The sequence below is a fragment of the uncultured Maribacter sp. genome (genome assembly GCF_963974015.1).
Classification (GTDB): domain Bacteria; phylum Bacteroidota; class Bacteroidia; order Flavobacteriales; family Flavobacteriaceae; genus Maribacter.
This window is the reverse complement of the sequence record NZ_CAXBBZ010000012.1, coordinates 22482-36034: the sequence shown is the minus strand read 5'-3', so window position 1 is coordinate 36034 and position 13553 is coordinate 22482. Positions and strand designations below refer to the sequence as shown.

Sequence of the window (13553 nt, the reverse complement as noted above, 5' to 3'; positions counted from 1 at the left end):
GTTTTTTTTTTATCTTTAACCCTATTAACTAACTAATTTAAGTTCGAAAAAATGAAAAAATTATTCCCAAGCCTAGCAATTGCTGGGGCATTTGTAGCAGGTACAAATATGGCAAGCGCTAAAGTAACTGCAGTAGCTTTACTACTTCAAGACGCAACACCAGAAGCAGAGAGAGGTTTTACTCAAATGTTAAAAGAAATGTTTATCACTGGTGGTGCCGGCTTTATGGGTATCGTTCTTTTATGTTTGATTCTTGGTTTAGCAGTTGCTATCGAAAGAATTATCTATTTAAACATGGCAAGTACAAATACCGCTAAGTTGAAACAACAAGTTGAGGATGCATTAGCATCAGGTGGTGTAGAAGCTGCTAAGGAAGTTTGTAGAAATACAAAAGGTCCTGTTGCATCTATTTACTATCAAGGTTTGGATAGAGCCGGTGAAAGTGTAGAATCTGCTGAAAAAGCGGTTGTTGCTTACGGTGGAGTTCAAATGGGACAATTAGAGAAGAATGTCTCTTGGTTGTCATTGTTTATCGCTATTGCACCGATGCTTGGTTTCATGGGTACGGTAATTGGTATGATTCAAGCCTTCCAAAAGATTGCTGCTGTTGGTAACTTAAGTGCATCTCTTATTGCAGGTGATATTCAGGTTGCGTTATTAACAACGGTATTTGGTCTTATTACGGCTATTATACTTCAAATTTTTTATAATTATATCATTGCGAAAATTGACAGTATTGTTAATGATATGGAAGATTCTTCGATTTCTTTAATCGATATGTTAGTAGATCACAAAAAATAAGTAACACTTTTAATACCTAAAATATTATGCAAAAAATTGTAAAAATAGCATTGGTAGTAATAGGATTACTGGGTGCGGTTTTATGGTTCATGCTTCCTGAAAGGGATATGCCTGCTGCTGAAGCGGCTCAAAGCGGAGCTATGAACTTTATGTTTATTATAACTTATTTCCTTTTAGCGGTTGCAGTTATAGTAAGTTTAGTCTTTACCTTGAAAAACTTATTCTCTAATCCACAAGGATTGAAAAAAACCTTGTTTGTAGTAGGTGGTCTTTTATTGGTAGTTGGTATATCTTATGTTATGTCAAGTGGGACGGACGTTGCTCCTGAATTCATGGCTATGACAACTGAAAGTACAGTTAAGAAAATTGGTATGGGATTGAATGTTTTCTTTATCCTTACTATAATAGCTGTGGCATCTTTGGTATTACCAGCAATTAAAAATATGTTTAGTAAATAATTAAATAAAGAACTATGGCTAGAAGAGCAGGAGCACCAGAGGTTAGTGCTGGTTCGATGGCGGACATAGCTTTCCTTCTACTAATCTTTTTCTTGGTAACAACTACCATTGAAACAGATGCAGGATTGGATCGTATGCTTCCACCAATGGAACCACCTACGGAGGAACCACCAATTATTAAACAAAAGAACATTTTCACGGTAAATATTAACCGTAATGGTCAATTGTTGGTGGAAGATGAAATTCTTCCAATTAATAAATTGCGCGAAAAGGCGATGGCGTTTTTAGATAACGGTGGAGCGCCTCAAGGTAGCCCAGATTATTGTAGCTATTGTAAAGGAAAGCGTAATGCTGAATCTTCAGATAATCCGACAAAGGCGATTATTTCTTTAAAGAACGATCGCGAAACAAAGTATAGTACCTACATTACAGTTCAAAACGAATTGGTAGGGGCTTATAATGAACTTCGTAACAGAGAATCAAAGAGACTGTTCGGTAAAGAGTATGTTGAAATGGAAGCTGAATATTTGAACCCTGAAACTGATGATTCTGTTAAAGAAGAATTAAAGGAAAAGGTAACTCGTATTCAAGGTTTGTATCCGCAGAAATTATCTGAAGCTGAAACCTCAAAAGAATAATTAACAACTAAAAGTAACACTATGTCAAAATTTGCAAAGAAAAAAGATGGAGAGATTCCAGCAGTTTCCACTGCTTCACTTCCTGACATTGTATTTATGCTTTTGTTTTTCTTTATGACGGTAACAGTAATGAAGGATAGTTCTTTGAAAGTGGAAAACGTACTTCCAAATGCTAGTGAAGTAAAAAAATTGGAAAAGAAGGATCGTGTAATCTATATTTATGTTGGAAAACCAACTAGAGAATACGAAAAAACTTTTGGTACTGAACCAAAAATTCAATTGAATGATAAATTCGCTAGTCCTTCTGAAGTTGGAGATTATATATTGATGGAGAGGGCGAAAAAACCTCAAGAGCTTCAAAATGTATTGACTACAGCTTTAAAAGTTGATAAGAATGCTAGTATGGGATTAATATCCGATATTAAACAAGAGTTAAGAAAGGTAAATGCTTTAAAGGTAAATTATACTACCTATGAAGGAGATGCTTTTAATAATCTACAATAGTTAGTTAGTAGAATACAAGTTTTCAAAACGCTTCAAATTTATTTGAAGCGTTTTTTATTTCATTAACTTTACTAGATGCGATTCGTACTTCTATTTATTCTTATCCCGTTTACTTTCTTTGGTCAGAATGGTAATGATAGCTTAATCAGTCAAAAATATTTTGAAGACCAGTTTTATTTAGGTCTATCATATAATTTTCTATTGAATCACCCCGTAGGCTCTAATCAACGGAATTTATCTTATGGTCTTCAGGCAGGTGTTATTAAAGATATTCCTATAAATCGGTTAGGAACTAAAGCTATTGGCATTGGAGCTGGGTTGGCGTTAAATAGTTATTACTCGAATCTTGTGGCGAACTTATCAAATAATAAAATCACCTATAGAATTGAGGATAATATTACAAGGAGTAAATTGGAAACCCACCTTTTAGAATTTCCATTAGAATTTAGATGGCGTAATTCAACACCGGAAGAATATAAATTCTGGAGAATTTATACAGGTATTAAGGCCGCCTATATAGTAGGAGCTAGGTCTAAATTTGTTTCGGATACCACTAGTGATGGATTTTATAATAAAGATTTATCAAGATTTCAATATGGCCTAACATTGAGCTTTGGTTATAATACCTTTAATTTAAATGCATATTACGCATTAACAGATCTTTTTAACGGTAGTGCAACTGTTAATGGAGAAGTACTTCAATATCGACCACTTCGAATTGGACTTATATTCTATATTCTATAACCAGAACCGTACAGTTAGCAACTGAGATAGAAGGCCGATAAAAACACCGATAATAAGTTCTATTCTAGTATGTGCTTTTAAATAGAGCCGCGCGGTTAAAATAGCGCCTGTTAGTAAAATAAAAATACTAATTGCGATTATTAGATTGATTTCGAAATGGATACTCAGGTTAATAAGATACATGAGTAGGCCACTTACACCTACTGCATGTAAACTTGTTTTAAAATTAAATAATAACAATAATAGGCATGCTACTGTAGCTCCTAATAGGCCTGTGAAATAAAAATATATTTCGCTAACATAATTGGTAGGTATCACCTTATATAATATTAAAAGCAGTATTGAAGCATGAATGTAAAGTGGGTATTTACGTTCTGTCGCTGTTTCCAAAAATATTGAATTAACTAACCCTACGTTTTTTAAAATGTAAAATGTCACAATAGGGATTATGACGGTCAATATAAATATGGGTAATATGCTGGCACTTTGTATTTCTAAAGGCGTGTATTTCGGGGTAATTAGAAAATAAGCAATTGTACCTCCGATAGGGATGAAAAGGGGATGAAGTAAATAAGATATAAAATTAGAAAAAATCTTCATCAAATTTCCTTTCTCATTCGGGCAACAGGTATGTTAAGCTGTTCCCTGTATTTAGCAACCGTCCTCCTAGCAATTGGATATCCTTTTTCTTTTAAGATAACTGCAAGTTTGTCATCGGTTAATGGTTTCTTTTTTACTTCGTTTTGTATTACAGTTTCTAGAATTTTTTTTATTTCCTTAGTAGATACGTCTTCACCTTGCTCGTTTTTCATTGATTCAGAGAAATATTCTTTGATCAATTTTGTGCCGTATGGGGTGTCTACATACTTACTATTGGCAACTCTCGATACGGTAGAGACATCCATTCCAATCTCGTCAGCAATATCTTTTAAAATCATAGGTCGTAAGTTTCGTTCGTCGCCTGTTAAAAAATATTCACTTTGATAATGCATAATGGCGTTCATAGTAATGAATAAAGTCTGTTGACGTTGTCGTATTGCGTCGATAAACCATTTTGCCGCGTCTAATTTCTGTTTTATGAACATTACCGTGTCTTTTTGAGATTTAGACTTGTCCTTGGCCTCTTTATAGCCTTTTAGCATGTTGCTATATTCTCTTGACACATGCAACTCGGGTGCATTACGACCATTTAGGGTTAGTTCTAATTCACCTTCAACAATTCGTATGGCAAAATCTGGTACTACATGCTCTATTATTCTATTGTTGCCTGAATAAGAACCCCCTGGTTTAGGGTTTAATTTTTCAATCTCGCCTATAGCTTCTTTTAATTCCGTCTCTGAAATATTATGTTTTTGAATTAATTTTTGATAGTGCTTTTTAGTAAAATGTTCAAACGATTTTTTCAGAATAGCGGTTGCCAATTCTACACTTGGGGTAAGTTCTTTACGTTCTAATTGAATAATTAAACACTCTTCTAGAGAACGGGCACCTACACCTGGTGGGTCCAAGTCTTGAACGATGGCTAGAATTTTTTCTATGGTTTGCTCGTCGGTGTAAACATTTTGAGTAAATGCCAAATCATCCATAATGTCGGCAATTGGTCTTCTGATATACCCACTTTCATCTACGCTACCTACTAAAAATTCAGCAATTGTCCATTCATCATCACTTAAGTAAAAGGTGTTTAACTGATTTATTAAATATTGATTAAATGAAATGCCTGCTGCATAGGGCACACTTTTTTCCTCGTCATCTGAACTATAATTGTTTGCTTTCGTACGATAATCGGGTATTTCATCATCACTTAAATAGTCATCAATATTGATGTCTTCTGTGTTGATGGTTTCATTGTCAGAATTATCTTCATAGATATCATCATACTCGTCAGAGGCTGTTTCTAATTCTTCCTTTCCTGTTTCCAGAGCCGGATTTTCCTCTAATTCTTGCTTTAACCGTTGTTCAAATGCTTGCGTAGGCAGTTGAATCAGCTTCATCAATTGAATTTGCTGAGGAGATAATTTTTGGGAAAGTTTAAATTGTAGGTGTTGTTTCAGCATTACTTTTTTCTAGTACTTGTAAAAGTAACTAAATCCGCTTAGAATTCTGCATTCTGTGGTGTTCTAGGAAATGGTATAACATCCCTAATGTTACCCATGCCTGTTGCGAAAAGAACTAATCGTTCAAATCCAAGTCCAAAACCACTGTGCTCAGCTGTTCCGAATTTCCTTAAATCTAAATACCACCAAAGTTCTTTTTCATCGATACCCAAGTCTTTTATTTTTTCTTTTAGAACGTCTAAGCGTTCTTCTCTTTGCGAGCCTCCAACTATTTCGCCAATACCAGGGAATAAGATATCCATAGCTCTAACAGTTTTACCATCTTCATTTAAACGCATGTAGAAAGCTTTGATTTTTGCAGGATAATCAAATAATATCACCGGACAGTTAAAATGCTTTTCAACAAGGTAACGCTCATGCTCACTTTGTAGGTCGGTACCCCATTCTTCAATAGGATATTTAAATTGCTTCTTTTTGTTCGGCTTACAGTTTTTAAGGATATCGATTGCCTCTGTGTAACTTACTCTCTTGAAATTATTATCAACGACGAATTTTAATTTTTCTATTAATGGCATATCACTGCGCTGTGCTTGTGGTTTGCTTTTTTCCTCGTCTAATAATCTTTTTTCTAAAAATTCTAAATCCTCTTGGCAATGTGTCAATGTATATGAAATAACATTCTTAATGAAATCTTCGGCTAAATCCATATTAGCATCTAAATCAAAGAAAGCCATTTCTGGTTCGATCATCCAAAACTCTGCTAAATGTCTAGAAGTATTTGAATTTTCAGCTCTAAAGGTTGGTCCGAAAGTATAAACTTTGCCCAATGCCATGGCATAAGCTTCGGCTTCTAATTGCCCTGAAACGGTTAAGTTGGTTTCTTTTCCAAAAAAATCTTGTTTGTAATCAACTGTTCCATCTTCAGTTAAAGGCGGATTTTTTTCGTCAAGTGTTGTTACTCTAAACATTTCCCCTGCACCCTCGGCATCCGAACCTGTAATTATTGGAGCGTGAAAATAATTGAAACCGTTCTCTCTAAAATAATTGTGAATAGCGAATGATAGGGTAGACCTAACACGCATTATAGCGGCAAACGTATTCGTTCGAATTCTTAAGTGTGCTTTTTCTCTTAAAAATTCTAAGGAGTGTTTTTTAGGTTGAATAGGATATTCTTCGGGATCAGCGATACCTAAAACTTCTAAAACCGAAACTTGAATTTCAACTGATTGTCCTTTACCTTGGCTTTCTACAAGCGTACCGGTAATTTTTAATGCAGCTCCTGTATTTACTTTTTTTAATAATTCTTCATCAAAATTTTCGAAATCCACTACACATTGAATGGTATTCAATGTTGACCCATCATTTAAAGCAATGAACCTATTGCTTCTAAAGGTTCTTACCCAACCTTTGATAGTTATTTCTTGAAGTAAATTTTTACTTGATAAAAGTTCTTTTATAGTAGCTGAACGCATGCTTATTGAATTGAAAATTAAAACGCCAAAGATAGGATTTTGTTAAAAAATAATTGGCTTTTCATATGAGATAAAACTATGGCCAAAATGAATTTCACTTAATTGTTAGTTTCATCTTGTGGCAGTATGTCTATCTGTGGTTTTTTAAGTGTTTGCTTGTTGGCGATACTCTTTTCTAATGATAAAAGTAATGAAGGTAAAAGAATTAGATTCGCTAGCATTGCAAGAAGCAGTGTCGCAGAGACCAAAGATCCTAGTGCAACCGTACCTCCAAAGTTGGAAATAACAAAGACCGAAAACCCGAAAAACAAAACTATCGATGTATAGAACATGCTAACGCCGGTTTCACGTAAGGCATTATATACCGATTTTTCAATTCGCCAATTGTTCGCCGTTAATTCTTGCCTATACTTTGCTAAGAAATGTATGGTATCATCTACAGAAATTCCGAATGCAATACTGAAAACTAATATTGTAGAAGGTTTTATAGGCACTCCAACAAAGCCCATTATACCTGCCGTAATGACCAATGGCAATAAATTTGGTATTAGCGAAATGATAATCATTCTAAAAGACCTAAAAAGATAGGCCATAAAAAGAGCGATTAATCCAATAGCCAATGCCAGTGACATTATTAGGTTTTTAACTAAGTACTTTGTTCCCTTTAAGAATAAGAGTGCACTACCGGTCATATAAACGTTGTAGCGTTCGGCTGGAAATATTTTAGATATATGTTCCATTAACCGCGCCTCAATTTGTTCCATACGATTTGTATTTACATCTCGCATGAAGGTCGTTATCCTTGCGGTTTGACCAGAACTGTCTACAAATGTTTTCAATAGGTCGCTGTTGTTGGAAGATTTTCTTGCAACATCCATAATAAAAGTATTCTCTTGACTTGTCGGTAATTGATAATATTTTGGTATGCCATTATAAAAAGCCTGTTTAGAATACTTCACTAAGTTAACGACCGATACTGGTGAAGAGAGTTCAGGGATATCTTCAATTACTTCTCCTAATTGATTCATTCGTTTAAGAGTGGCCGGTTTTAAAACCCCTTTAGGTGTTTTTGTATCAATCACTATTTCAACGGGCATTATGCCTTTAAACTCTTTTTCGAAAAATCTTATATCGTGAAAAAACTCCGCATTTTTAGGCATATCCTCAATCGGACTTCCTGATATTTTAATTTGATAAATACCTATTATACTTATGACCAACAAGGCAATAGAAACAATATAAACTGATATTCTTCTATGTCTAACGATGCGTTCCATCCAACTTACAAAAGCGTCGATCCACTTTTTATTTAAGTGTTTTAGATGTTTGGTTTTAGGCAAAGGCATAAAACTATATGCAATAGGAATGATAAGTAAAGAAAGAATAAATATGCCTATAATATTTATAGAAGCAACAATACCAAATTCTTTTAAAAGCGTGCTATCGGTAATTATGAAAGTAGCAAACCCTGAGGCTGTGGTAATATTTGTCATTAAAGTAGCATTTCCAATTTTAGAAATAACTCGCTGTAATGATAAAGCTTGATTACCGTGTTTTTTAACTTCTTGTTGGTATTTATTAATTAAGAAAATACAGTTGGGAATACCAATAACTATAATTAATGGCGGGATAAGCGCTGTAAGAACGGTAATTTCATATTGTAGCAAACCAAGAAAGCCAAAAGCCCACATTACACCAATAATTACTACACACATTGATATTACTGTAGCTCTTATACTTCTAAAGAAAAAGAAAAAGATTAATGATGTAACACCTAGAGCGGCCAGTATAAATTTACCGATTTCATCGATAATATTCTGGGAATTCATGGTTCTAACATACGGCATGCCAGATATGTGAACATCTAAATTTGTTTCTTTTTCAAAATTCTTGACTAACGTATTTAAATCTTGTAGAATAAAGTCCTTTCTTACTGAAGTGTTAACGATATCCTTATCTAAATTTACTATCGTTCTTACTGTTTTACTTTCTTTATTGTATAGTAGATTTTCATAAAAAGGAAGGTCATTGAATAAATGATTGGTAATGCTGTCAATTTCTTTTTGAGAATTTAGTTCTCCAGTAATTAACGGATACATTTTAAATTCTTGCTTCTCATTATCTTTTATGAGTTCTTGCAGATTGTCGGTAGAGAGTACATATTCTACTTCGGGAAATGCAGCTAATTGCTTACTCAGTTTATTCCATCTATTGAAATTGATAGGATTAAAAAGAGCGCTATCGCGTATAGCAAAAACCACAGCATTACCTTCTTCACCGAACTTGCTAAGGAAATCTTGATATTCTTGGTTTACTGGGTGGTCATCGGGCAGTAAGTTGGTTTGCGAGCTTGAAAATCGCATATATTGCCACTGAAGGGCCATGAAAATTGTAAATCCAACAATGAGAAAAATGATTAGGATTCTATTTCGCAGAATAATGTTTGCCGTTTTTGGCCAAAATCCTTTAGTTAGTTTAGCTACCATAACTGTTTTTGCAGGCATCAAAGGTAACCAATAGGAGTATTTGTTCCTAAAAGGAAAAGTTTAAAATTAGCTATAAATAAAAAAAGCTACCGATTTAAGGTAGCTTGGTGTTTTAAACGATCAGTATAAACTTATACTTTCATAATTTCTGCTTCTTTCTTGGCAAGAAAATCATCAATCTTTTTTGTGTAAGCATCGGTTATATCTTGAACATCTGCAGTTGCATTCTTCTGAAGGTCTTCTGAGATATCAAGATCTTTAATTTCTTTATTTGCATCTTGCCTAGCGCTACGTACACCCACTTTTGCGTGTTCTGCCTCAGCTTTTGCCTGTTTTGTAAGTTGTATTCTTCTTTCCTCTGTAAGTGGTGGTACATTAATGATAATTAAATCACCATTGTTCATAGGGTTGAAGCCTAGGTTAGCATTCATGATTGCTTTTTCAATTTCTTGAAGCATTCCTTTTTCCCATGGTTGTACGGATATAGTACGACCGTCGGGGGTATTGACATTGGCTACCTGTGATAATGGGGTTTGGGACCCATAATAATCAACTAGTATAGATGATAACATTGCAGGGCTAGCTTTACCTGCTCTAATTTTTAAAAATTCACGCTCTAAGTGGGCCATAGCGGCATCCATTCCCTCTTTTGTCGCGTCCAAAATAAATTGTACTTCTTCGTTCATAAAACAATAATATTACTTTCTCAAAACATAAACTGTACCAAAATTAAATATTGACTGTTGTGCCAATACTTTGGCCGTCAACAATTTTAAGCAAGTTTCCTTTTTTGTTCATATCAAAAACTACAATTGGCAGTTCATTTTCTTGACTTAATGTGAAGGCGGTCGTATCCATCACTTTCAATCCTTTTTTAAGGACATCGTTGAAAGATATCGTATCAAATTTAGTGGCATTTTTATCTTTCTCTGGGTCTGATGTATAAATACCGTCAACACGAGTACCTTTTAGAATTACATCGGCCTCTATTTCAATGGCTCTTAAAACTGCTGCGGAATCTGTGGTGAAATATGGGTTGCCGGTTCCGCCACCGAAAATAACTACTCTTCCTTTTTCAAGATGTCTCATAGCTCTCCTTCTTATAAAAGGTTCTGCTACTTCATTAATTTTTATTGCGGACTGTAGTCTGGTTTGAACACCGCACATTTCTAATGCACTTTGCAAGGCTAGGCCATTTATTACAGTTGCTAACATACCCATATGGTCTCCTTGTACACGATCCATACCTGTAGCGGCACCTGCTAATCCTCTGAAAATATTTCCTCCACCGATAACAATAGCTACTTCAATTCCTTTTTCTACTACTTCCTTAATCTCTTCTGCATATTCGTTAAGCCTGTTGGAGTCAATTCCATATTGCTTTTCACCCATTAGTGCTTCGCCACTTAATTTTAGAAGAATTCTTTTGTAGTGCATCTTAATTTTTTATTTGCCATCAAAAATAATGAAAATATTTGATGGGTGTGGTCAATATTTTGTGGAAGCAAAACATAATTCTTTCAGAATGGTATATCATGGATTATATATCTTTGACATCCATAAATTAACAAGAAAATTAGTTATTGATTATGAGAAAAATAATAATAGTCGTTGCTCTAGCGGTATTGTTTAATGCATGTGGAACAAGTAAATCATTATTATCGGAGAATACTGGTCCAATTTTAACTACGATAGATTTAGTAAATGTTGTTGATGATCGTGTTCGGGTTGAAATAAACCCTAGGGCTTTTACAACTGAAACAGTATTGTTTAGAATACCTAAAACCGTACCTGGTACATATAGTTCTGATAATTACGGAAAGTATATTCAAGATTTTAAGGCACTGGATTATAAAGGTAATCAACTTGAGGTTGTTAATCTTGATGAAAATTCTTGGAGTATTTCGAATGGGAATCAACTAGATAAGGTTGAATATTTGGTGAATGATACATATGATACTGAAAACGAAGTTGCTGACGCAGTCTTCTCACCGGCTGGTACCAATATTTCTAAGGGAAGCAATTTTATGCTTAATCTTCATGGTTTTGTTGGTTATTTTGATGGATTTACAGAAGTGCCTTATTCTATTTTAGTAAATAAACCAGGAGATTTAATAGCAACAACTACTCTTTCTGAAGAACCGAATAGAAGGCCTGATCCACTCTGGGATGGTTTTATAGCCAAACGATATTTTGAGGTTATAGATAATCCTATCATGTATGCCCGGCCTAATATAGAAACTTTTGAGATTAATGGAATAACTGTTACGCTAAGTCTGTTCTCTCCAAATAATGTGTACAAGGCAGCCGACTTAAAGGATAGAATGGTTTCTATGATGGGCGCTCAGAAAAAGTTTTTAGGTGATGTTGATAGTACAAAAGAATATAACATCTTATTATATCTTTCTGATGTTAACGTACCAGATGCTCAAGGATTTGGAGCTTTAGAGCATCATACATCTACTGTTGTTGTTTTGCCTGAGGCTATGTCTATCGAAAGATTGGAACAGGCAATGGTTGATGTAGTATCTCACGAATTTTTTCATATTGTAACACCTTTGTCCGTTCATTCTAAGGAGATACAGTATTTTGATTTTAATAACCCGAAGATGTCCGAGCATTTATGGATGTATGAGGGGACTACAGAATACTTTGCGAATTTGTTTCAAGTTCAGCAGGGTCTTATTTCTGAAGATGATTTTTATAATCGTATGTTGACCAAAATAAATAATTCATCCCTCTACGATGATAATATGTCTTTTACCGTGATGAGTAAGAATATTTTAGAGCAACCATATGATACTAATTACGCTAATGTTTATGAAAAGGGTGCTTTGATTAATATGTGTCTTGATATTTTATTGAGGGAAAAGAGTAATGGAGAGAAAAGTATGCTATGGCTTATGAAAGAGTTGTCCAAGAAATATGGTGCAGATGTGCCTTTTGAAGATGTGTCTTTATTTGGAGAGATAGTTGAGATGACCTATCCAGAGATAAATACTTTTCTTGGAGAACATGTTATTGGGGATACACCTATAGATTATGATGTTTATTTACATAAAGTTGGTCTTGCAATCAAAGAAGTAGGGGAGCCTACTGGATACTTTTTTGACGGTCAGGTTCCTTATATGGATGTTGATGTGCAAAATGATAGTGTTGTCTTCATTCGTCAAAATATGGAGTTAAATTCATTTTTTGATGATTTAAAATTATTGAACGGTGATATTTTTAGAATAATAAACGGCCAACAAATAAATTTAGAAACGTTTCGTTCTATATTAAGGGATAGTTTTGATTGGACACCTGAAACAGTAGTTAGTATGACCGTTGAGAGAGATGGCGAATTGGTATCATTAGAAGGAGCTGTTGGGAAACCTGTTAGGAAGGTCAAGAAAATAGTTCCATTGGAGGGGGCTTCTGAAGAAACACTTAAGTTGCGAAATGCTTGGTTGAAGAATTAGATCATTACACTTAAGTATTTTAAATAAAAAAACCGTCTACCTTTAATAGTAAGACGGTTTTTTATTGAGTTAGTTGTATTGTAATTAACCTAATGCAACTCTTTTAAATCCTGTTACTTCTAATTTAGAATCAACAGATTTTACGTATTGAGAAACACTTTGTTTGCTGTCTTTAATAAAGTCTTGATTAATCAAGGTGTTGTCTTTAAAGAAACGCTTTAATTTACCTTTTGCGATATTGTCAAGCATTTCTTCTGGCTTGCCTTCTTGACGCAATTGATCTTTTGCGATTTCGATTTCTTTATCGATTACAGATTGATCGACACCATCCTCATTTAATGCAACAGGGTTCATTGCTGCAGCCTGCATAGAAACATCTTTTGCAGCTTCTTCAGCACCATCGACCGCAGCTGAAAGACCTGTAAGAACTGCAATTTTATTTCCTGCATGTATGTATGAGCCAACGAATGGAGCGCTTAAAGTTTCAAAACCGCCGATTTCAATTTTCTCACCAATAACGCCTGTTTGTTCAATAAGTTTTTCTTGAACGGTCATGCCTTTGTAATCAGCAGCTAAGAATGCTTCTTTTGAATCAAAATTGATTGCCAAATCTGCTAATTCTGTAGCCAACGTTACAAAAGTTTCGTTTTTAGCTACGAAATCAGTTTCACAGTTAAGTGAAATGATAACTCCACTGGTATGATCATCATTTACTTTAGCGATAGCAGCACCTTCAGAAGAATCTCTATCGGCTCTCTTAGCTGCTACTTTTTGACCTTTTTTACGAAGAATTTCAATTGCGGTTTCAAAATCACCTTCAGCTTCTACTAAGGCTTTCTTGCAATCCATCATTCCTGCACCAGTCGTTTTTCTTAATCTATTAACTTCTGCGGCTGTAATCTTTGCCATTTCTTTTACTTTTAGTGTGCCCT

The 13553-nt window shown here is 34.5% G+C and carries 13 protein-coding genes; 6 read left to right on the top strand and 7 right to left on the bottom strand.

Translation table 11 applies throughout. The annotated features are described in order from the left end of the window. Positions 1-51 precede the first annotated feature (51 nt). From AACZ41_RS13890 to AACZ41_RS13870, 5 genes are all read left to right on the top strand, one after another. Positions 52-801 (top strand): MotA/TolQ/ExbB proton channel family protein, encoded by a 750-nt coding sequence (locus AACZ41_RS13890; RefSeq protein WP_339629127.1) that lies wholly within the window; start codon positions 52-54, stop codon positions 799-801. A gap of 26 nt (positions 802-827) precedes the next feature. After that, positions 828-1259, top strand: coding sequence for a hypothetical protein (locus AACZ41_RS13885; RefSeq protein ID WP_091623679.1), 432 nt, complete (start codon positions 828-830; stop codon positions 1257-1259). Positions 1260-1273: 14 nt separating this feature from the next. Next, a complete protein-coding gene (locus tag AACZ41_RS13880; RefSeq protein WP_339629126.1) occupies positions 1274-1897 on the top strand; it encodes a biopolymer transporter ExbD in 624 nt (207 codons plus the stop codon). A 21-nt stretch (positions 1898-1918) separates the two neighbouring features. Further along, positions 1919-2401: a biopolymer transporter ExbD gene (locus tag AACZ41_RS13875; RefSeq protein ID WP_091623674.1), complete on the top strand. Its 483-nt coding sequence runs from the start codon at positions 1919-1921 to the stop codon at positions 2399-2401. 75 nt (positions 2402-2476) lie between these two features. Beyond that, positions 2477-3145 (top strand): porin family protein, encoded by a 669-nt coding sequence (locus AACZ41_RS13870; protein ID WP_339629124.1) that lies wholly within the window; start codon positions 2477-2479, stop codon positions 3143-3145. Here the strand turns inward: AACZ41_RS13870 and AACZ41_RS13865 are convergent. The 6 genes from AACZ41_RS13865 to pyrH form a co-directional block, all read right to left on the bottom strand. Further along, on the bottom strand, positions 3140-3535 hold the full coding sequence (locus tag AACZ41_RS13865) for a hypothetical protein (RefSeq protein ID WP_339629122.1): 396 nt from the start codon (positions 3533-3535) through the stop codon (positions 3140-3142). The two genes, AACZ41_RS13870 and AACZ41_RS13865, sit on opposite strands and share 6 nt — an antisense overlap. 209 nt (positions 3536-3744) lie before the next feature. Beyond that, the gene (gene rpoN / locus AACZ41_RS13860; RefSeq protein WP_339629121.1) at positions 3745-5202 is read right to left on the bottom strand and encodes an RNA polymerase factor sigma-54; all 1458 of its coding nucleotides are present in this window, start codon (positions 5200-5202) and stop codon (positions 3745-3747) included. Between the two features lie 38 nt (positions 5203-5240). Then, positions 5241-6674 carry an asparagine--tRNA ligase gene (gene asnS / locus AACZ41_RS13855; RefSeq protein ID WP_339629120.1) on the bottom strand — a complete coding sequence of 478 codons (1434 nt, stop codon included), beginning with the start codon at positions 6672-6674 and terminating at the stop codon, positions 5241-5243. Between the two features lie 98 nt (positions 6675-6772). Next, on the bottom strand, positions 6773-9160 hold the full coding sequence (locus AACZ41_RS13850) for an efflux RND transporter permease subunit (protein WP_339629119.1): 2388 nt from the start codon (positions 9158-9160) through the stop codon (positions 6773-6775). Between the two features lie 131 nt (positions 9161-9291). After that, complete coding sequence (gene frr / locus AACZ41_RS13845) at positions 9292-9846, bottom strand: ribosome recycling factor (RefSeq protein WP_091623657.1); 555 nt, start codon at positions 9844-9846, stop codon at positions 9292-9294. Between the two features lie 43 nt (positions 9847-9889). After that, positions 9890-10597: a UMP kinase gene (pyrH, locus tag AACZ41_RS13840; protein ID WP_091623654.1), complete on the bottom strand. Its 708-nt coding sequence runs from the start codon at positions 10595-10597 to the stop codon at positions 9890-9892. Positions 10598-10749: 152 nt separating this feature from the next. Here pyrH and AACZ41_RS13835 point away from each other — a divergent pair, with 152 nt between their 5' ends. Continuing rightward, the gene (locus AACZ41_RS13835) at positions 10750-12621 is read left to right on the top strand and encodes a peptidase M61 (protein ID WP_339629118.1); all 1872 of its coding nucleotides are present in this window, start codon (positions 10750-10752) and stop codon (positions 12619-12621) included. Positions 12622-12705: 84 nt separating this feature from the next. Here AACZ41_RS13835 and tsf read toward each other — a convergent pair whose 3' ends face one another. Further along, positions 12706-13530 carry a translation elongation factor Ts gene (gene tsf / locus AACZ41_RS13830; protein ID WP_339629117.1) on the bottom strand — a complete coding sequence of 275 codons (825 nt, stop codon included), beginning with the start codon at positions 13528-13530 and terminating at the stop codon, positions 12706-12708. Positions 13531-13553 lie beyond the last annotated feature (23 nt).